A 19836-nucleotide genomic window follows, 5' to 3' on the forward strand; every position below is an offset into this window, starting at 1 on the left:
AGGGGCCCGGCACCGGAAGGCATCGGCGCCGGGCCCCTTCGTCCCGGGATCCGACCCGAGACTACATGAAAATGATTGTCACAAGCTAGAGGTGGCCGGGAACTGCGGGCGATCCGCCGGTTCGGGCGACGCTCAGAGCTGGAGCCCCGTCAGCACCATCACCCGCTCGTAGGTGTAGTCGTCCATGGCGAAGCGGACACCCTCCCGGCCGACGCCGGACTGCTTCACCCCGCCGTACGGCATCTGGTCGGCGCGGTAGGACGGCACGTCACCGATGACCACGCCGCCCACCTCCAGCGTGCGGTGGGCCCGGAAGGCGGTCTGCAGGTCGTGCGTGAAGACACCCGCCTGCAGGCCGTACTTGGAGTCGTTGACGGCGGCGAAGGCCGCGGCCTCCCCCTCCACCTTGCGCACGGTGAGGACGGGCCCGAAGACCTCCTCGCAGGAGACGCTCACGTCGGCGGGCACGTCGGCGAGGACGGTCGGCGCGTACGAGGCGCCGTCGCGCTTGCCACCGGTGAGCAGCGTGGCGCCGGCGTCGACCGCCTCCTGGACCCATGCCTCGACCCGCTTGGCGGCGTCCTCGCTGACCAGCGGGCCCACGTCGGTGGCGCCGTCGGACGGGTCGCCGGTGACCTGCGCCTCGACCGCGGCGACGATCCGCGGCAGCAGCCGGTCGTACACGGAGGCGTCCGCGATCACCCGCTGCACGGAGATGCAGGACTGGCCGCCCTGGTAGTTCGAGAAGGTCGCGATGCGGCCGGCGGCCCAGTCGAGGTCCTCGTCGCTCGCGTAGTCGGCGAGCACGACCGCCGCGCCGTTGCCGCCCAGCTCCAGGGTGCAGTGCTTGCGCGGCGCCGAGTCCATGATCGCGTAGCCGACCTTCTCGGACCCGGTGAAGGAGATCACGGGCAGTCGCTCGTCCTGGACGAGGGCCGGCATCCGGTCGTTCGCGACCGGCAGGATGCTCCAGGACCCAGCGGGGAGCGCGGTCGCCGCGTCCGCGAGCAGGTCACCGATGATCAGCCCGGACAGGGGGGTGGCCGGCGCCGGCTTCAGGATGATCGGCACACCCGCCGCGATCGCCGGGGCGATCTTGTGGGCGCAGAGGTTGAGCGGGAAGTTGAAGGGCGCGATCCCGAGGACGACGCCCTTGGGGAAGCGGCGCGTGAGGGCGAGCCGGCCCTGTCCGCCCAGGTCGGTGTCGAGCCGCTGCGCCTCACCGCCGTTGAACCGCCGGGCCTCCTCGGCGGCGAACCGGAACACCGAGACCGCCCGGCCGACCTCGCCGCGCGCCCACTTGATCGGCTTGCCGTTCTCGGCGGAGATCAGCTGCGCGATCTCCTCCGTCCGCTCGACGAGGCTCTTGCTGACGTGGTCGAGCACGGCCGCCCGCACGTGCGCGGGCGTCGCCGCGAACTCGTCCCGTACGGCGTACGCGGCGGCCACGGCCTCTTCGACCTGCTCGTCCGTCGGCACGCTCACCGTGCCGACCAGACGGCCGTCCCAGGGCGACGTCACATCGAACGTGGTCGCACCGGTGGCCCGACGGCCGGCGAGCCAGAAGTCGTGAGTGGCGGTCATAGTCGATCCCGGCCCTTCGGTGGGTACACATGTCGTCTTCCGGCAACCACGGTAGGCCCGCGAGGGCGGAGGCCGGCTTGTCCGGGACGTATGAGTACGGTCGGGGGGTGTGCCGGATTGGCGGGGTGGTCGGGTGCGCGTCCGGTGGGGCTTCTCGCGCAGTTCCCCGCGCCCCTGAAAAGCAGGGGCTGCGCCCACTGCTTTTCGGGCCCGCAGCGCCGGTGGCTTTCAGGCCCGCACGGGCTCGGCTTTCAGGCCCTCAGGGCCTGATGCTTTCAGGGGCGCGGGGAACTGCGCGACCAGCCCCCACCGGGCGGACGCCTGGGGTCGAAGGGGTGCAGCCCCTGGAGGATGGGACGGGTAGGGGCGGCGGGGGCGAAAAAGACCCCCTACTCCCCCGCGGCAGCCGTCGCCTTCAACGCCAGCCACAACTCCATCCGCACATCGGGATCGTCCAGCGACCGCCCCACGATCTCCTCCACCCGCCGCATCCGGTACCGCAACGTATGCCGATGCACCCCCAGATCGGCGGCGGCCGCATCCCACTGCCCGTGCCGGGACAGCCACGCCCGCAACGAGGCCACGAGGTCACCGCGCCCGGTCGCGTCGTGCTCCCGCAGCGGCCGGAGCAGACTGTCCGCGAACGCCCGCACCGCGTCGTCACCGAGCAGCGGCAGCACGGACCCCGCGGCCAGCTCCTCGTGCTCGACGAGACACCGCCCACGCCGCCGGGCCACGGACAGCGCCTGCTCGGCCTGCTTGTACGCGGCGGCGGCCGCGATCGGCCCGGCGGGCGCGGACAGCCCGACGACGAGCTCCTCCTCCTCGACGGAGGCGGGGACACCCGCGGGGCCGGAGCCGCCGGCCCCGGCCCCCGGGTCCCGCCCCTCCGCCCGAGCCGTCTCCAACGCCCCCGCGAACACCCCGCACGCGGCGACCGCAGCACCCCCGTCCACGGCGAGCACCACCAGCCGTTCCCCGTCCGGCACGACGAGCACGGCCTCCCCGGCCCGCGCGGCGGCGGCCTCGACCACCTCCACGAGCTGCCCGAGCAGATCACCGCCCGGGCCGACGGCGCCCGCCGGCCCCGAGGCGGACTCCGCGAGGATCAGCCGGAAGGGGGCGTCCAGCAGCCCTCCGTACAGATCCCCGGCGACGGCGCGCGCGTGGTCGCACTCCCCGGCCAGCAGCATCCGCAGCACCGCCGCGCCGATCCGCTGCTCGGCGGCGTGCAGCGAGCGCGAGCGTTCCGTGGTGAGCGTCAGCAGGGCGATCGCGGAGTGGACGGCGTACCGCTCGGCCGTGCCGAGGGCCGCCGCCGTGCCGACGGCGAGGGCGGCACGGGCCCGGCGCCCGGTGCCGAGGGAGTGCAGTTCGACGCGGTCCTCGCCGCCGACGACCGCGCTGGCAGGCGCGGGCCGGTCGCGCAGCCGTTCGACGTCGACGGTGATCCGGCCGGCCCGCCGCTCCGCCCACTCGGGCGCCACCGCGACGACCGCGCCGGAGGCGTCGTACAGGGCGGCCCACCCGTCGACCTGCCCGGCGAGCGCGCCGAGCAGCCCCTCGGGACCGTCGGTCAGCGCCTGCCGGGTGAGTTCCCGCTGGGCGGCGAACCCCGCCGTCACCGCCCGGTACTGCTCGGCGGCGATGGCGGCCGACACCGCCTTGCTGATGGCGAGGAAGGGCGTGCGCCGGGGCACCTCCAGCAGGGGCAGGCCCTCCCCCCGGGCCGCGGCGACGAGGGCCTCGGGGACGTCCTCGTAGTGCACCCCGACGGCGAAGCCGAGCCCGACGACCCCGGCGCCCACCAGGCGCCGGACGTAGCGCCGCATCGCCTCCGGATCCTCCGCGTCCAGTTTCAGGGCGGTGATCAGCAGCAGCTCCCCGCCCTCCATGTACGGCACGGGATCGGCCAGCTCGCTGGCGTGCGCCCAGCGCACCGGCACGTCCAGGCGGTCCTCGCCCGCCCGCACGGTCAGCTTGAGCGTGGAGTGGTGGACGAGCGAGGCGAGCGTGGGGGGCATGAGACCTTCAGGTCGACGTGGGCTTCGCGGGCACCGGGGGGGGAACTGTCGGGTGGCCTTTTGGCCGCCGCGTATGAACGACCTGTCCCGATTCTGCCTCACCGTACGGTCACAGGTCCCCCACACCGCCCCTCGAATGGCTCGAACCGAGCGGCCCCGGGCCCCGCCGCTCAGCCACTCGACCGGCAGCCGCTCGGCCGCCTCAGCCGCTCGGACCTCTTCGCCGCTCAGCCTCGAAGATCCACCAGCAGCGGGGGCGCGTGCTCGCCCCGCACGGTCGTCAGCGACAGCACCGCGTGCCCCGGCGGTACGCCGTGCGCGAGCTCGGAGGCGGACCAGCGCTCCCGTTCGACCTGGCGCACGGTCACGGCCCGTGCGGTGGGCGCGTGGCCGGTGATCATCCGGCGCAGCGCGTGCCAGGCCTTTCCGGCCGGGGAGTCGGCGATGATCTGCCGGTCGGTGACGTCCCGCGCCTCGGTCCACTCCTTGCCCCAGACCTCGGCGAAGTCCTGCCCGTCCCACGGGGTGAGTCCGGACAGCGCCATCCGGCAGCCGGTGGCTCCGAGCAGCGGCCCGCGCAGCGGCCGGGGCACGTCGTCGAGGGTGCGCAGGGTGAGGACGGCGCCCGCGTTGGTCGAGCGCAGCCGCTGGATGCCGCGGACGGCCTCCGGGGTGACGACCCCGGTCGCGTCGTCCAGCACGAGGCAGGCGAACAGCGACCGGTCCTCCCGTACGGCGACGCTCGCCGTGAACTGTGCGAGCACCAGCCGTGCCAGGATGCGCGAGGCGTCGGCGTGGCCGCGTTCGGGGAGGTCGATACGGACCCGCACCGGGTGGTCGAGGGCGCGCAGGGAGAAGGGCCGGGACTGCCCGGAGGTGTCGAAGAACGCGGCGAAGGCGGGCCGGTCGAGGAGGGCGACCCGGTCGGCCAGGACCCCTCCGACGTCGCCGGGGTGCCCGAGCTGGCGCTCCCGCGCGTCCAGCTCCCGCAGCAGGGACTCCTGCCCGGCGTTCTGGAGGGCCCGGCGCAGCTCGCCCAGCGGACCGGGCGAACCGTCCAGCAGCTGGCGCAGCTCCGGCACCGACGGGAAACGCCCGTGCACCGCCCGGTACGGGCCGAGCAGCTGGGCGAGGACGGTGGTGGAGCGCCGGCTGTCGCCGCCGGGGTGCGGGTCGGCCAGGTCGCCGACGAGCGCCTCCGCGAGGACGGCGGCGGCCTCGTCGGGGTCCGTGGTCCCGCCGTAGAGGTCGAGGTCGTAGACGGATTCGGGGTTCCCGATGCGTACGACGACGTCGTAGGCGTCGGCGGGTCCGAGTCCGGCCCCGGCCGCCCCCACGACCACCACCGCGGCCCGTCCGGCGAGCGCGTGCAGGCACAGCGACTCGGCGACGGGCCAGACCACGCTGCCGGTCTTGCCCGATCCGGCGGGTCCGACGGCCAGCAGGGAGGTGCCGAGCAGATCGGGGCCGAGGGCGACGCCCGCGCCCCGGTAGGCGTAGGGGTTGCGCGGGTCGTCGACGGTGCCGCCCAGGCGGACCTGGCCGGTGACCAGGTCGTGCCGGGCGAGCCGGGCGGGCAGGTCCCGCTCCCCGGAGGGGTGCAGGCACGCCGCCGCGCCGTCCTTCAGCACCGCGCCGGTGAAGGTGGCCAGACTGTGCCGTCCGCTGCGCACGCCCTGCCACGCCCGCATGATCCGCGCATGGTCCACGTCCCGCATGAGCCCGGCCGCGGCCTCCGTCGCGAGCCGCTCGGCGGCCTCCCCGGCCCCGGCCTCGCGGAGCGGGTTCCATCGGGCGGGGTCGTCCTGGGGCGGCGGGACCACCTGGCGTGCCTGGGGCTGGCGCAGGCGCGGGGCGCCGTACCGGCGCCAGACCTCGCCCCAGCGGCCGAGCCGCCCGACGCCGACCAGGATCGCGAGGGCGACGACCGTGTACCAGACGTAGCTGATGACCACGGCGGAGTAGGAGTGGGCCGGCGCCCAGGAGTCCGGGATCATCGCGAAGAGCGGCACCAGCCACCAGCCGCCGAGATAGCCGTTCCAGAGCAGGGACCAGATCAGCCAGCCGACGAGGAAGGCGATGAGCGCGCCGCCGAGCAGCTGCCGGGCGGGGACGGTCTCCGGCTCCTCATCGGGCCGGGACTCGTGCCCGAACCGCCACATCCCCGGTGCCGCGTCCGGCCGCGGCGCCCGCAGCCACGCGAGAAACGAAGACCCGTCCGGCATCGGCGGAACCCCTGGTGCGTGCCCGGGGCGCGGGGGCGTCAAGGGCCCCTCGGGTGGCCCCGCCGGGCGCGGCACAGGATTCGCCTGGGTGCCCCGCACGTCGCGCGTCCCGTCGCTGTCCATCGCGCTTGCCCCCTGACCAGCCGTTCCGTCCACCATCAGCGAGCCAATCTAACGCCCTCGCAAGGGGAGTTCACCGCTTACGCGGCCGGGCGGGCCGTGAAGCGGTCCGTCCGTGCCCCTCGATCGAGGATTCGGCTCCGGCGACGCGCCATGTCCATCAAGGACAAGCGGTGCCGTCAACAACGCCCACATGGAGCATGCCCAGTGTTCCTTCCCGGTCCTAGCCTGCGAGTAAAAGAAGACAAGCGTCCGCAAGAGCCCCAGGAGCCCCACATGAGCGCACTTCCTCAGGAGCGCCGCGTAGTCACCGCCATCCCCGGACCGAAGTCCCAGGAACTGCAGGCTCGTCGTGTCGCCGCCGTCGCGGCGGGCGTGGGGTCCGTGCTGCCCGTGTTCACCGCGCGCGCGGGCGGCGGCATCATCGAGGACGTCGACGGCAACCGGCTGATCGACTTCGGTTCGGGCATCGCCGTCACCAGCGTCGGCGCCAGCGCCGAGGCCGTCGTCCGCCGGGCCACCGCCCAGCTCCAGGACTTCACGCACACCTGTTTCATGGTCACCCCGTACGAGGGCTACGTCGCCGTCGCCGAGGCCCTCGCCGAGCTGACCCCGGGCGACCACGCCAAGAAGTCCGCGCTGTTCAACAGCGGCGCCGAGGCCGTCGAGAACGCGGTGAAGATCGCCCGCTCGTACACCAAGCGGCAGGCCGTGGTCGTGTTCGACCACGGCTACCACGGCCGCACCAACCTCACGATGGCGCTGACCGCGAAGAACATGCCGTACAAGCACGGCTTCGGCCCGTTCGCGCCCGAGGTGTACCGCGTGCCGGTGGCGTACGGCTACCGCTGGCCGACCGGCCCGGAGAACGCCGGGCCCGAGGCCGCCGCGCAGGCGATCGACCAGATCGCCAAGCAGGTCGGCGCGGAGAACGTGGCCGCGATCATCATCGAGCCGGTGCTCGGCGAGGGCGGCTTCATCGAGCCGGCCAAGGGCTTCCTGCCCGCGATCCGGAAGTTCGCCGCCGACCACGGCATCGTCTTCGTCGCCGACGAGATCCAGTCGGGCTTCTGCCGCACCGGCCAGTGGTTCGCCTGCGAGGACGAGGGCATCGTCCCGGACCTGATCACCACCGCCAAGGGCATCGCCGGCGGTCTCCCGCTCGCCGCCGTCACCGGCCGCGCGGAGATCATGGACGCGGCGCACGCGGGCGGCCTGGGCGGTACCTACGGCGGCAACCCCGTCGCCTGCGCGGGCGCCCTCGGCTCGATCGAGACGATGAAGGAGCTGGACCTCAACGCCCGGGCGAAGAGCATCGAGGCGACGATGAAGGCCCGCCTCGGCGCCATGGCCGAGAAGTTCGACATCATCGGCGACATCCGCGGCCGCGGCGCCATGATCGCCATCGAGCTGGTCAAGGACCGTACGACGAAGGAGCCGAACCCGGAGGCGACCGCCGCGCTGGCGAAGGCCTGCCACCAGGAGGGCCTGCTCGTCCTGACCTGCGGCACCTACGGCAACGTGCTGCGCTTCCTGCCGCCGCTCGTCATCGGCGAGGACCTGCTGAACGAGGGCCTCGACATCATCGAGCAGGCGTTCGCCGGCGTCTGACGCACCCCCGCACCGTGCCCGGGCGCCCCTGCATGCGGGGCGCCCGCATACGGAATCCCCCACCCGCCCCCGACGTCCCACGCTCCCCGGAACCGGAATCCGACCAGGGGTCCGATCCGGATTCCGGCCCGCGCGCACAGACGTCGGAGCGCGTGAAGAAGGTGTGCAAAGTGCATGAGGGGTCGCGATTCCGGCTGTCCCGGCCGCGTTCCCTGCCGTAGGTTCTGATACAGATGAGAGATACACCCCGCCCACAGGGGACTGTGGGCGACACCGGGTCGGGGCCTCCCCAGCTTCGCCCTGGTCGTGCCCTCGCGCACACACACGGAGCTTCCGGCTCCGGATCTCCTCACGGATCGGACGGCCGCCCGCCCCAAACCCCCCGGGGCGAGCGGCACACCGATCCGGACGGCCGTCCTCGAACCACCCCCCCTGTTCGAGGGCGGCCGACCATCTTCTCCGGCCCCTTCCGCCGGCCCGCCGCCCTCCTCCTTCTCGGCGCCCCGGCCCTGCTCTTCTCCCTGATCACCTGGCAGATCCTCGCGCACGGCCCGCTGGCCCGGGCGGACGAACGCCTCAGCGACCTGCTCGTCCACCGGGGAGCGCCCACCCAGTTCCTCGCCGACCTCGGCAACGTCTCGGTCGCCGTCCCGGTCCTGGCCCTCGTACTGCTGGTCGTCGCGTGGCGCGCGCGGGCCGACGGCCGGCGGTACGCGTGGCGGCCGTCCGCCGCGGCGGCGCTCCTCCTGGCCGCCGTACCGCTCTGGGTGATCCCGCTGAAGGAACTCATCGCCCGGCCGGGTCCGCCGGTCATGGGACCGGGCACGGGCTTCTACCCCTCCGGCCACACCGCGACCGCCTCCGTCGCGTACGGCGCCGCCGTCCTGCTCCTGCTGCCCCTGCTGCGCGGCGCCCCCGCGCGCCGCGCGGTCGTGGTCCTCGCGGTCGTGCTGAACCTCGGGGTCGGCTTCGGTCTCGTGCGTCAGGGATACCACTGGCCGCTCGACGTGGTGGCGAGCTGGTGCGTGTGCGTGCCGCTGCTCTCCTCGCTGTGGTTCCGGGGGCCCGGAAGTCCTCGCGGGTGACGTCCGCGTCGGCCGCACGGGCGGCCGACGAGAGCGCTGAACGGCCGGGAAGGACCGCCGTCACCCCACCCGGGCGGCCGGGGGACGGCCGCCGTCGGCTGTGGTCCTCAGCTCCCCGGCTGCCGGTCCTCGTCCCTGGCCAGGCTCGCCGCCGCCTCGTGCATCGCCAGTTCGAGCAGTGCCGGATCGGTGAGGGTGCCGCTGCCGTCCGGCGGGATCAGCCAGCGGACCCCGCCGGTCTGCCGTCCCGGGTACGGCACCACGATCCAGGTGCCGCCGCCCGCGCTGCGCACCCCCGTCCCGAGCCACCGCGACGCCGTGCCCGGCGGGACGAAGAAACCCATGCGGTCGTCGCCGAAGTCGGCGAGCACGGGTCCGGGCCGGTCGATGATGCGGGTGAGGACATCGAGGGTGGGATAGCCGAGCAAGCCCGGCAGGATCAGCACGTCCCAGGCCCTGCCCGCCGGAAGCAGGGCGACCCCCAGGGGGTTGCGCTCCCACTCCCGGCGGCAGGCCTCGGGATCCGGTGACACGGATGCCAGCCACTCGGCCGCCGTCTTGGCCCCAGTCATGACAGGGACCTTCCTCTCTCTAGAGCTCCGTCGGACGCGGTTTTCGCGTCAGGAGCACAGACAGAGGTTCCGGCCGGTCATTACGCGGGTTCCGACCACTTCTTGGTGGTGAAGGAAGTAGCCCGCCCCAGCGGGGCGTACGCCTGTCGATCACGTGCGCGCCTTCACGCCCCGCCGACCCTCGGACTCCGGTTCCGGTGTCTCAGCTGTCGAAGCCCAGTCCCAGCCGGTCCATGGCCTTCAGCCACAGGTTGCGGCGCCCGGCGTGGGAGTCGGCGCGGGCCAGGGACCACTTGGTGAGGGCGATACCGGTCCAGGCGAACGGCTCCGGCGGGAACGGCAGCGGCTTCCTGCGGACCATCTCCAGTGCGGTGCGCTCCGTGCGCTCGCCCGCGAGCAGGTCGAGCATGACGTCCGCGCCGAACCGGGTGGCGCCCACCCCCAGCCCCGTGTAACCGGCCGCGTAGGCGACTCTTCCCTGGTGGGCGGTGCCGTAGAACGCCGAGAAGCGGGAGCAGGTGTCGATCGCGCCGCCCCAGGCGTGGGTGAACCGCAGGCCCTCCAGCTGGGGGAAGCAGGTGAAGAAGTGCCCGGCGAGTTTGGCGTACGTCTCCGGCCGGTCGTCGTACTCGGCGCGCACCCGGCCGCCGTAGGGGTACACCGCGTCGTAGCCGCCCCAGAGGATGCGGTTGTCGGCGCTGAGCCGGAAGTAGTGGAACTGGTTGGCCGAGTCCCCGAGCCCCTGCCGGTTCTTCCAGCCGACCGACGCCAGCTGCTCGGCGGTGAGCGGCTCGGTCATCAGGGCGTAGTCGTAGACGGGCACGGTGTACGCGCGGACGCGCCGGACCAGGCTGGGGAAGATGTTCGTGCCGAGCGCCACCTGCCGGCTACGGACCTGGCCGTAGGGGGTGCGGACGGCCATGCCGGCGCCGTACGCCTTGAGGCCGAGCGCGGGGGTGTGCTCGTAGACACGGACGCCCAGGTTCAGGCACGCCCGCTTGAGGTTCCAGGCGAGCTTGGCCGGATGCAGCATGGCGACGCCCCGGCGGTCGTGCAGGCCGGCGCGGAACGTCGGTGAGGCGACCTGGTCGCGTACGGCGTCGGCGTCCAGGAACTCGATGCCGTCGGCGAGGCCCCGGCCGGCGATCTCGTCGTACCAGTCCCGCAGTTCCCGGGCCTGGTAGGGCTCGGTGGCGACGTCGATCTCGCCGGTGCGTTCGAAGTCGCAGTCCAGGCCGTGGCGGGCGACCGCCGCCTCGATCTCGTCGAGGTTGCGGGCGCCCAGCTCCTCCAGTGTGTGGATCTCGTCCGGCCAGCGGGCGAGACCGTTGGCCAGGCCGTGGGTGAGCGAGGCGGCGCAGAAGCCGCCGTTGCGGCCGGAGGCGGCCCAGCCCACCTCGCGGCCTTCCAGCAGGACCACGTCCCGCCCCGGGTCGCGCTCCTTGGCGTTCAGCGCGGTCCACAGCCCGCTGTAGCCACCGCCGACGACCAGCAGGTCGCAGGTCTCGGCGCCGGTGAGCGCGGGCTCGGGGTGGGGTTTGCCCGGGTCTTCGAGCCAGTACGGGACCGGCTGCGCTTCGGAGAGTGACTTCGTCCAACGGCTCATGGCGCTTGGGGCCATGATTTCAACTCCCTACGGAAGGTGCGCGAAAAGCCTTATGCCTTTTGCTTGTTACGGCGGTTGCCGATGACCATGGAGGTCAGCACCAGCAGCACGGCGACCAGGAACATGGCCGTACCGATGACGTTGATCTGGACGGGCGTTCCGCGCTGTGCCGAACCCCAGACGAACATGGGGAAGGTGACGGTCGAGCCCGCGTTGAAATTGGTGATGATGAAATCGTCGAAGGAGAGCGCGAAGGCGAGCATCGCACCCGCGGCGATTCCGGGGGCCGCGATCGGCAGGGTGACCCTGATGAAGGTCTGGAAAGGCCCGGCATAGAGGTCCTGGGCGGCCTGCTCCAGGCGCGGGTCCATCGACATCACGCGCGCCTTGACCGCCGTGACGACGAAGCTCAGGCAGAACATGATGTGCGCGATGAGGACGGTCCAGAAGCCCAGCTGGGCGCCCATGTTGAGGAACAGGGTGAGCAGCGAGGCCGCCATGACGACCTCGGGCATCGCCATCGGCAGGAAGATCAGCGAGTTCACCGCGCCGCGCGCCCGGAAGCGGTAGCGGACAAGTGCGAAGGCGATCATCGTGCCGAGGACGGTCGCGCCGATCGTCGCCCAGAACGCGATCTGCAGGCTGAGGGAGAGCGAGCCGCACATACCGGCGACCCCGCAGGGGTCCTGCCAGGCGTCCGTGGAGAAATGCTGCCACTCGTAGTTGAAACGGCCCTTCGGTTTGTTGAAGGAGAACACCGTGACGACGACGTTCGGCAGCAGCAGATAACCGAGCGTGCACAGTCCCGCCATGACGACGAGATGGCGCTTGAGCCAGTTGACGAAGGCCATTTAAACCAGATCCTCCGTCCCGGACCTGCGGATGTAGAGCGTGACCATGAAGAGAATCGCGGCCATCAGGATGAAGGAGAGGGCCGCGGCCGTCGGGTAGTCGAGAATGCGCAGGAACTGCGTCTGGATGACGTTTCCGACCATGCGGGTGTCGGTGGATCCGAGCAGGTCCGCGTTGACGTAGTCACCGGCCGCCGGGATGAAGGTCAGCAGCGTGCCGGAGACCACGCCCGGCATCGACAGCGGGAAGGTCACCTTGCGGAAGGTGGTGACCGGCCTGGCGTACAGGTCGCCCGCGGCCTCGTGCAGCCGTCCGTCGATGCGCTCCAGGGAGGTGTAGAGCGGCAGGATCATGAACGGCAGGAAGTTGTAGGTCAGACCGCAGACCACCGCGAGCGGGGTGGCCAGCACGCGGTCGCCGGCCGTCCAGCCGAGCCAGTCGGTGACGTCCAGTACGTGCAGGGTGTTGAGTGCGCCGACGACCGGGCCGCCGTCCGCGAGGATCGTCTTCCAGGCGAGCGTGCGGATCAGGAAGCTGGTGAAGAAGGGCGCGATCACCAGGATCATGATCAGGTTCCGCCAGCGTCCCGCGCGGAACGCGATCAGATACGCCAGGGGATACCCCAGCACCAGGCAGAGGATCGTCGCGGCACCGGCGTACAGGATCGAGCGCAGGAACTGCGGCCAGTAGTCGGACAGCGCGTCCCAGTAGGTGGCGAAGTGCCAGGTGACCTTGTAGCCCTCCTCCAGGGAGCCCGTCTGTACGGAGGTGGAGGCCTGGTAGATCATCGGCAGCGCGAAGAAGACGACCAGCCAGAGCATGCCGGGCAGCAGCAGCCAGTACGGCGTGAGGCGGCCTCTTCTGCGGGGCGGCCTCTTCTCGGGCGCGGTCGGGGTGAGAGGCGGCGGCGCCTCGGTGAGGGTCGCCATCAGGCCGTCGCCTCTTCCTGGATTCCGGCGGAGCCCGTCGTCCCGGCAAGCAGGGACTGGGCCGCGTCCAGGCCGAAGGTGTGCGCCGGGTTCCAGTGCAGGACGACCTCGGCGCCGGGCACCAGCCGGTCGTCGCGGTCGATGTTCTGGGCGTAGACCTCGAACTCGGGGCAGACGGGGCTGTCGATGACGTACTGCGTGGAGACGCCGATGAAGGAGGAGTCGGCGATCCTCCCGGTGATCCGGTTGCGGCCCACGGGGATCTCGCCCGCCTCGTCGGCGTGGGTGAGGGAGATCTTCTCGGGGCGGACGCCGACCAGCACCCGGCCGCCGGTCGCGGACGGTCCGGAGTACCGCGCCTCGGGCAGCACCAGTTTGCCGCCACCCGCCTTCAGCACGATCTCGCCGCCGCTGCGGGAGTCGACCTCGGCCTCGATGAGGTTGGAGGTGCCGAGGAAGTTGGCGACGAAGGTGGTCTGCGGGTTCTCGTACAGGTCGGTCGGCGAGCCGAGCTGTTCGACCCTGCCGCCGTTCATCACGGCGACCGTGTCGGCCATGGTCATGGCCTCCTCCTGGTCGTGCGTGACGTGCACGAAGGTGATGCCGACCTCGGTCTGGATGCGCTTGAGCTCCAGCTGCATCTGGCGGCGCAGCTTGAGGTCGAGGGCGCCGAGCGGCTCGTCCAGGAGCAGCACCTTGGGCGTGTTGATCAGCGCCCGGGCAACGGCGACGCGCTGCTGCTGGCCGCCGGAGAGCTGGTGCGGCTTCTTGCGGGCCTGCTCCCCCAGCTGGACGAGCTCCAGCATGTCCTCGACCTGCTTCTTCACCGACTTTATGCCGCGCCGGCGCAGTCCGAAGGCGACGTTCTCGAAGATGTCGAGGTGCGGGAAGAGGGCGTAGGACTGGAAGACGGTGTTCACCGGCCGCTTGTAGGGCGGCAGCCGGGTGACCTCCTGGTCGCCCAGGTGCACGGTGCCCGTGGTGGGCTCCTCCAGGCCGGCGATCATGCGCAGGGTGGTGGTCTTGCCGCAGCCGGAGGCGCCGAGCAGGGCGAAGAAGGAGCCCTGGGGCACGGTCAGGTCCAGCGGGTGCACGGCGGTGAAGCCGTTGTCGTAGGTCTTGCCGATGCCGGAGAGGCGTACGTCCCCGCTGTGGTCGGTGGTCTTGTTCGTCACGGTGATCACGCCCCCGTCAGCTTTGCGAACTTCTCTTCAAATGCCGTCTCTTCCTTCGAGCTCAGCGAGCGGAAGGCGTGGGACTTCGCGGCCATGGCCTTGTCGGGGATGATCAGCGGGTTGTTCGCCGCGTCCGGGTCCAGCTTCTCCAGCTCGGCCTTCACCCCGTCGACGGGCGACACGTAGTTGATGTACGCGGCGAGCTCGGCGGCCGGCTCGGGCTGGTAGTAGAAGTCGATCAAGCGCTCGGCGTTCGTCTTGTGACGGGCCTTGTTGGGGATGAGCATGTTGTCGGTCGACGTCATGTATCCGCTCTCGGGGATGACGAAGTCGATGTCCGGGCTGTCCGCCTTCAGCTGGACCACGTCACCGGCCCAGGCGACACAGGCCGCGAAGTCGCCGCTGGTCAGGTCGGAGGTGTAGTCGTTGCCCGTGAAGCGGCGGATCTGTCCCTTGTCGACAGCCTTCTGGAGCCGCGCGATCGCCGCGTCGTAGTCGTCGGCGGTGAAGTTCGCCGGGTCCTTGCCCATGTCGAGCAGGGTCATGCCGACGCTGTCGCGCATCTCCGACAGGAAGCCGACCCGGCCCTTGAGCCTGTCGTTGTCGAGCAGGTCGGAGATCGACTTCACCTCCTGGCCGTCGAGGGCCTTCTTGTTGTAGGCGATGACGGTCGAGATGCCCTGCCAGACATAGGAGTGGGCCCGCCCCGGGTCCCAGTCCGGGTCGCGGAACTGCGCGGAGAGGTTGGCGTAGGCGTGCGGCAGGTTGGAGGCGTCCAGTTTCTGGACCCATCCGAGGCGGATGAGCCGGGCGGCCAGCCAGTCGGTGAGGACGATGATGTCCCGCCCGGTGTCCTGGCCCGCCGCCAGCTGCGGCTTGATCTTGCCGAAGAACTCGACGTTGTCGTTGATGTCCTCGGTGTACTTGACCGAGATACCGGTCTGCTTCTTGAACTGGTCGAGCGTGGGGTGGCGCTTCTCGCTGTCGTCCACGTCGATGTACTCGGTCCAGTTGGAGAAGTTGACGGTCTTCTCCTTCGCCGAGTGGTCCTCCGCGGAGACCCCGCCCTGGTTGCCGCCGGCCGCGGGGATACCGCAGGCGCTCAGCGCTCCGAGGCCGCCGACCGCGAGCGCGCCGCCCGCGGAGGCACGCAGCAGGGACCGCCGGGTCATGGCGGCCCGGCCGCTTCGGAAGCTGCGCCTGATGGCGGCCACCTGGGCCGGCGAGAGGCGGTCGGGCTCGTACTGCTCCATGCGCTGATGCCCTTTCGGGAAGGTGGGGCGGCCGCGGGTCGGGCGGCCTGAGATCGGCTAGCGGTCCCCGAAGATCGTGCGGTGCCAGTCCTTCCTGGCGATCGCCGTATTGTCGAACATGACGTGCTTGAGCTGGGTGTACTCCTCGAACGAATACGCGGACATGTCCTTGCCGAAGCCGGATGCCTTGTAGCCGCCGTGCGGCATCTCGCTGATGATCGGGATGTGGTCGTTGACCCACACGCACCCGGCCCTGATCTCCCGGGTCGCGCGGCCGGCCCGGTACACGTCCCGGCTCCAGGCGGAGGCGGCGAGGCCGTACGGAGTGTCGTTGGCGAGCCGGATGCCCTCGTCGTCGCTGTCGAAGGGCAGGACCACGAGCACCGGTCCGAAGACCTCGGACTGGACGATCTCGCTGTCCTGGGCGGCGTCCACCACGAGCGTGGGCCGATAGTACGCGCCGTTCTCCAGCTCTCCGCCGGGCGCCTCGCCCCCGGTGACCACGCGCGCGTACCCGCGCGCCCGCTCGACGAAGGCGGCCACCCGGTCCCGCTGGACGTGCGAGACCAGCGGTCCGAGATCGGTCCCCGGGGCGAAGGGGTCACCGAGCCGGACGGTCTCCATGAGAGCGGCGGTCCGCTCCACGAACGCCTCGTACAGCGGCCGCTGCACGTACGCGCGCGTGGCGGCCGTGCAGTCCTGCCCGGTGTTGATGAGGGCGCCCGCGACCGCGCCGTTGGCGGCGGCCTCCAGGTCGGCGTCGTCGAAGACCACGAACGGGGCCTTGCCGCCCAGTTCCAGGTGCAGCCGCTTGACCGTGGCCGTGGCGATCTCGGCCACGCGCCTGCCGACGGCCGTGGACCCGGTGAAGGAGGTCATGACCACGTCGGGGTGGCCGACGAGGTGCTCCCCGGCCTCCCTGCCGGTCCCGCAGACGATGTTGATCACACCGTCGGGGATACCGGCGTCCGTGGCGGCCTGCGCGAACAGCAAGGAGGTGAGCGGGGTGGTCTCGGCGGGCTTGAGGACGATCGTGTTGCCCGCCGCGACCGCAGGGAGGATCTTCCAGGCGGCCATCTGCAGGGGATAGTTCCAAGGCGCGACGGAACCCACCACCCCGATGGGTTCACGGCGTACGTAGGAGGTGTGGTCGCCCGAGTACTCGCCGGCCGACTGGCCCTGGAGGTGCCGGGCGGCGCCCGCGAAGAACGCGATGTTGTCGATGGTGCCGGGCACGTCGAACTCGCGCGTCAGCTTGAGCGGCTTCCCGCACTGCAGGGACTCGGCCCGCGCGAACTCCTCCGCCCGGTCGGCCACCACCGCGGCGAAGCGGTGCAGCGCGTCCGACCGTTCGCCGGGCGTCGTGGCGGCCCAGCCCGGAAAGGCGGCACGGGCGGCGGCCACGGCCGCGTCCACGTCATCGGTGCCCGCCGCCTCGTAGGTGAGGATCTCGTCGCCGGTCGCGGGGTCGACGACCGCCTGGGTGTGACCCGATGTGCCCTTCGTCAGGCGGCCGGCGACGTACTGCGCGCCGACCGCGAAGCGGTCCTCTGCGGGGAACCGGTCCGGGGTCGCGGTGCCCGGGTTCTGCATGTCGCTCTCCTCCGCCTGTGCCCCCTCTGTCCACGGGGATGGGTGGCGTAGCTCCAGCTCGATTTGAGTGCCGATCCTGACAGAGCCATGCGGCACCAACAAGTGATTCCGTTGTTGCCTTTTGGTTACGCGACGGAATCTGTCGACCAGGTGTCGAGTCGGCGCGGAAAATCGAGGACGGAATGTCAGTGGCGGCTGCCAGACTCGTCGCCATGGAGAAGATCGATTCCTGGGACACGCTGAAGCAGGCGGTCCACGCGGGGGCGAGGATCAGGTACCTGCACTTCTGGGGGCACCGGCCACGGCCCGACGGCCGGGTCGGCGCGAGCTGTCTGAGCCAGTGGTGGCCCTCGCCGTTCACGGTGGACGGGGTGGAGTACGCGACGGCCGAGCACTGGATGATGGCGTCGAAGGCCCGGCTGTTCGGGGACTCGGAGGCCGAGCGCAGGGCCGTGGCGGCGGCGGGCCCCGCGCAGGCCAAGAAGATCGGGCGGCTCGTACGGGGCTTCGACGAGGCACTGTGGGAGCAGGAGCGCTTCGCGATCGTCGCCGAGGGCAGCTTCCACAAGTTCGCCGCCCACCCCGACCTGCAGGCGTTCCTGCTGGGCACGGGCAACCGCGTCCTCGTCGAGGCGAGCCCCCTCGACCGTGTCTGGGGCATCGGCCTCGCGGCGGACGACGAACGCGCCATGGACCCCGCGCGGTGGCGGGGCCCCAATCTGCTGGGCTTCGCGCTGATGGCGGCCCGTGAGCGGTTGCTGAGCGGGGTCGACGCCTGAGCCCTGCCGGGCCCCGCGCCGGGCGGGCGCGGGGTGCGGGCGTGTGACGGCGTCCTGGTGCAGGTGGCGCGAGGCCCCGTCGGCGGTGGACGGGGTGCCCGGGGCTCCGGCCGGCCGCGGTCAGGTCGACTGGGACAGGGAGAGCGACGTGGAGTAGCCGTCGTCGACCGGGGCGGGGCCCGGGTCGAAGTCGCCGCTGCCCGGGACCACGATGAGCAGGACGATGATGCCGATGCCGAGCAGGATGCCGACCGCTCCGCAGATGATCCCGGCGAGGGCGTGCCCCGGGTTCGTCGCCTCGCCCCGGCGGGCCTTGACCCGGCCGATGGATCCGAAGATCACGGCCATGATCCCGAGCAGGATCGCCAGAGGCCACAGACAGAACAGCGCGGCGGCGCAGATACCGAGCACCATCGCCGTGATGCCCATCCCGTTGCTCGGCGGCGGCGCCATCGCGGGCCACGGGTACCCCGCTCCGGGAGCCGGGTGGCCGAACCCGGGGTGGGTGTGGCCGGAGGGGTACGCCGCCGGGTACTGCGCATAGCCGTACGGCGTCTGCCCGGGCCCGTCCGGAGCGAGCGGCGGGGGCGGTACGGGGGCGTAGGGCACGCCCGCCGCGGGCGGCGGGTAGGAGAGGGAGGGCGCCGGCGGGGCGAACGGGTCGGGGGACGGGGCGGCCCACGGCCCGCCCGGTGGCACGAACGGGCCCGGACCCGCCGAGGGCGCCGGTGCCGCGGGAAACCCGGCGGGCGTCGGCCCACCGGTACCGGTACCGGTCTGCGGGCCGACGCCGCTCGGCTCCGCACCGGGTGCGGACGCCACCGTCATCCCGTCGTGCACCTGGGCATGCGGAGGCACGGGACTCGTGACGGGCGCGGGCCTCGTGTCCGGCTTGTCCAGCACGACCGCGGGCGCCGGCGTCGCGTCCTCGGCTCGATCCGGCGGCGATGCCGGAATCCGGTCCTGTGGTGGCGCCGGAAGCGGGTCCTGTGATGGTGTCGGGATCCGGTCCTGTGGTGGCGCCGGAAGGTGGTCCTGTGGGGGCGCCCACGGGTCCGGCTGTGCGTCGGCCGGTGTCTTCGGGATCGGTGCCTCGTCTGACGGCATGAGCGGTTCCCCCTGGTGTCACGTTCGTGCCGATCCGCGTCGCCTTCTCCCTCGTACGCGATCGGCTGTACGTTCGGTCATGCTAAAGCCCGGGGTCAGCGTGGGGAATCGCCGCCTACGATGATCCCGAGTCATCGATCAGCCGATCACCCGCGTCCCCCGGCGCAGACCCACGGCCCGGGGCGGACGCCGTTCCGGGGAGGAACCTTGACCGACCACCGCACCGCCCAGGGCGTGCCCGTGAACCCCGCCGTTCCGGGCGATTCCCGCAGCCGCGACCTGACCGCGTTCATCGCCGGTCTGCCCAAGGCCGAACTGCACGTGCACCACGTCGGCTCCGCCTCCCCCCGTATCGTCTCGGAACTGGCCGCCCGCCACCCCGACTCCAGGGTGCCGACGGACCCCGAGGCGCTCGCGGACTACTTCTCGTTCACGGACTTCGCGCACTTCATCCAGGTGTACCTCTCCGTCGTCGACCTCATCCGCACCCCGGAGGACGTCCGGCTGCTGACGTTCGAGGTGGCGCGGGACCTCGCCCGGCAACAGGTCCGGTACGCCGAGCTGACCATCACACCGTTCTCCTCCACGCGGCGCGGGATCGACGAGCTGGCCTTCATGGCGGCGATCGAGGACGCGCGCAAGGCGGCTGAGGCCGAGTTCGGGACCGTACTGCGGTGGTGCTTCGACATCCCCGGCGAGGCCGGGCTCGAAGCCGCCGAGGAGACGGCACGGCTCGCGACCGAGGACCGGGTGCGCCCCGAGGGGCTGGTGTCGTTCGGGCTCGGCGGGCCCGAGATCGGCGTACCGAGGCCGCAGTTCAAGCCGTACTTCGACCGGGCGATCGCGGCCGGGCTGCACTCCGTGCCGCACGCCGGCGAGACGACCGGACCCGAGACCGTCTGGGACGCGCTGATCGAGCTCCGCGCGGAACGCATCGGGCACGGCACCAGCGCGGCGGGCGATCCGAAGCTGCTCGCCCACCTCGCCGAGCACCGGATCGCCCTGGAGGTCTGCCCGACCTCGAACATCGCCACGCGCGCGGTCCGCACGCTGGACGAACACCCCGTCAAGGAGTTCGTACGCGCCGGGGTGCAGGTCACCATCAACTCCGACGACCCGCCGATGTTCGGCACCGACCTCAACACCGAGTACGCGGTGGCCGCGCGCTTGCTGGACCTCGACGAGCGGGGACTGGCCGCGCTCGCGAGGAACGCCGTGGAGGCGTCCTTCCTCGACGCGCCCGGCAAGGCCCGGCTGTCCGCCGAGATCGACACCTACACCTCGGCCTGGCTGACCCCCTGACCCGATCGGGACCACCATC

15 protein-coding genes are annotated in these 19836 nt (G+C 71.8%); 4 read left to right on the top strand and 11 right to left on the bottom strand.

Annotated features, from left to right (window positions below):
• Positions 1-132 precede the first annotated feature (132 nt).
• The 3 genes from SCAB_RS12120 to SCAB_RS12130 form a co-directional block, all read right to left on the bottom strand.
• Positions 133-1584 (bottom strand): aldehyde dehydrogenase family protein, encoded by a 1452-nt coding sequence (locus SCAB_RS12120; RefSeq protein WP_013000358.1) that lies wholly within the window; start codon positions 1582-1584, stop codon positions 133-135.
• A gap of 389 nt (positions 1585-1973) precedes the next feature.
• On the bottom strand, positions 1974-3608 hold the full coding sequence (locus SCAB_RS12125) for a PucR family transcriptional regulator (RefSeq protein WP_013000359.1): 1635 nt from the start codon (positions 3606-3608) through the stop codon (positions 1974-1976).
• Positions 3609-3835: 227 nt separating this feature from the next.
• Complete coding sequence (locus tag SCAB_RS12130; protein WP_078580101.1) at positions 3836-5956, bottom strand: ATP-binding protein; 2121 nt, start codon at positions 5954-5956, stop codon at positions 3836-3838.
• Between the two features lie 273 nt (positions 5957-6229).
• On the opposite strand from SCAB_RS12130, the gene gabT reads away from it, so the two are divergent.
• Together gabT and SCAB_RS12140 are read left to right on the top strand one after the other, a co-directional pair.
• Positions 6230-7564: a 4-aminobutyrate--2-oxoglutarate transaminase gene (gene gabT / locus SCAB_RS12135; protein ID WP_037728259.1), complete on the top strand. Its 1335-nt coding sequence runs from the start codon at positions 6230-6232 to the stop codon at positions 7562-7564.
• 263 nt (positions 7565-7827) lie between these two features.
• Positions 7828-8649, top strand: coding sequence for a phosphatase PAP2 family protein (locus SCAB_RS12140; RefSeq protein ID WP_013000362.1), 822 nt, complete (start codon positions 7828-7830; stop codon positions 8647-8649).
• 107 nt (positions 8650-8756) lie between these two features.
• Here the strand turns inward: SCAB_RS12140 and SCAB_RS12145 are convergent, their stop codons facing one another.
• The 7 genes from SCAB_RS12145 to SCAB_RS12175 all read right to left on the bottom strand — a co-directional run bounded on the left by SCAB_RS12145 (position 8757) and on the right by SCAB_RS12175 (position 16629).
• The gene (locus SCAB_RS12145; RefSeq protein ID WP_013000363.1) at positions 8757-9221 is read right to left on the bottom strand and encodes a hypothetical protein; all 465 of its coding nucleotides are present in this window, start codon (positions 9219-9221) and stop codon (positions 8757-8759) included.
• Between the two features lie 202 nt (positions 9222-9423).
• Complete coding sequence (locus SCAB_RS12150; protein WP_013000364.1) at positions 9424-10842, bottom strand: NAD(P)/FAD-dependent oxidoreductase; 1419 nt, start codon at positions 10840-10842, stop codon at positions 9424-9426.
• 35 nt (positions 10843-10877) lie between these two features.
• Complete coding sequence (locus tag SCAB_RS12155; RefSeq protein WP_013000365.1) at positions 10878-11678, bottom strand: ABC transporter permease; 801 nt, start codon at positions 11676-11678, stop codon at positions 10878-10880.
• Entirely contained in the window at positions 11679-12608 is a 930-nt protein-coding gene (locus SCAB_RS12160; protein WP_013000366.1) for an ABC transporter permease, read from the bottom strand. It lies immediately after the preceding gene.
• Positions 12608-13792 carry an ABC transporter ATP-binding protein gene (locus tag SCAB_RS12165; protein WP_013000367.1) on the bottom strand — a complete coding sequence of 395 codons (1185 nt, stop codon included), beginning with the start codon at positions 13790-13792 and terminating at the stop codon, positions 12608-12610. Before SCAB_RS12165 ends, SCAB_RS12160 begins: the two co-directional genes overlap by 1 nt.
• Positions 13789-15036, bottom strand: a complete 1248-nt coding sequence (locus tag SCAB_RS12170) for an ABC transporter substrate-binding protein (protein WP_013000368.1) — start codon at positions 15034-15036, stop codon at positions 13789-13791. Before SCAB_RS12170 ends, SCAB_RS12165 begins: the two co-directional genes overlap by 4 nt.
• Positions 15037-15093: 57 nt before the next feature.
• Positions 15094-16629, bottom strand: coding sequence for a gamma-aminobutyraldehyde dehydrogenase (locus tag SCAB_RS12175; RefSeq protein WP_013000369.1), 1536 nt, complete (start codon positions 16627-16629; stop codon positions 15094-15096).
• A gap of 182 nt (positions 16630-16811) precedes the next feature.
• On the opposite strand from SCAB_RS12175, the gene SCAB_RS12180 reads away from it, so the two are divergent.
• Positions 16812-17408, top strand: a complete 597-nt coding sequence (locus SCAB_RS12180; protein ID WP_013000370.1) for an NADAR family protein — start codon at positions 16812-16814, stop codon at positions 17406-17408.
• 120 nt (positions 17409-17528) lie between these two features.
• On the opposite strand, the gene SCAB_RS12185 is transcribed toward SCAB_RS12180, so the two are convergent.
• On the bottom strand, positions 17529-18236 hold the full coding sequence (locus SCAB_RS12185) for a DUF4190 domain-containing protein (protein WP_231884984.1): 708 nt from the start codon (positions 18234-18236) through the stop codon (positions 17529-17531).
• Between the two features lie 486 nt (positions 18237-18722).
• On the opposite strand from SCAB_RS12185, the gene SCAB_RS12190 reads away from it, so the two are divergent.
• Positions 18723-19817, top strand: a complete 1095-nt coding sequence (locus SCAB_RS12190; RefSeq protein ID WP_013000372.1) for an adenosine deaminase — start codon at positions 18723-18725, stop codon at positions 19815-19817.
• Positions 19818-19836: the final 19 nt, after the last annotated feature.

It is taken from the genome of Streptomyces scabiei 87.22 (assembly GCF_000091305.1).
Classification (GTDB): Bacteria; Actinomycetota; Actinomycetes; order Streptomycetales; family Streptomycetaceae; genus Streptomyces; species Streptomyces scabiei.

Coding starts and splice junctions, on each gene's coding strand:
- SCAB_RS12170 (WP_013000368.1), bottom strand. CDS start 15,036: ATGGAGCAGTACGAGCCCGACCGCCTCTCGCCGGCCCAGGTGGCCGCC.
- SCAB_RS12155 (WP_013000365.1), bottom strand. CDS start 11,678: ATGGCCTTCGTCAACTGGCTCAAGCGCCATCTCGTCGTCATGGCGGGA.
- SCAB_RS12125 (WP_013000359.1), bottom strand. CDS start 3,608: ATGCCCCCCACGCTCGCCTCGCTCGTCCACCACTCCACGCTCAAGCTG.
- gabT (WP_037728259.1), top strand. CDS start 6,230: ATGAGCGCACTTCCTCAGGAGCGCCGCGTAGTCACCGCCATCCCCGGA.
- SCAB_RS12185 (WP_231884984.1), bottom strand. CDS start 18,236: ATGACGGTGGCGTCCGCACCCGGTGCGGAGCCGAGCGGCGTCGGCCCG.
- SCAB_RS12160 (WP_013000366.1), bottom strand. CDS start 12,608: ATGGCGACCCTCACCGAGGCGCCGCCGCCTCTCACCCCGACCGCGCCC.
- SCAB_RS12175 (WP_013000369.1), bottom strand. CDS start 16,629: ATGCAGAACCCGGGCACCGCGACCCCGGACCGGTTCCCCGCAGAGGAC.
- SCAB_RS12130 (WP_078580101.1), bottom strand. CDS start 5,956: ATGGACAGCGACGGGACGCGCGACGTGCGGGGCACCCAGGCGAATCCT.
- SCAB_RS12150 (WP_013000364.1), bottom strand. CDS start 10,842: ATGGCCCCAAGCGCCATGAGCCGTTGGACGAAGTCACTCTCCGAAGCG.
- SCAB_RS12180 (WP_013000370.1), top strand. CDS start 16,812: ATGTCAGTGGCGGCTGCCAGACTCGTCGCCATGGAGAAGATCGATTCC.
- SCAB_RS12145 (WP_013000363.1), bottom strand. CDS start 9,221: ATGACTGGGGCCAAGACGGCGGCCGAGTGGCTGGCATCCGTGTCACCG.
- SCAB_RS12120 (WP_013000358.1), bottom strand. CDS start 1,584: ATGACCGCCACTCACGACTTCTGGCTCGCCGGCCGTCGGGCCACCGGT.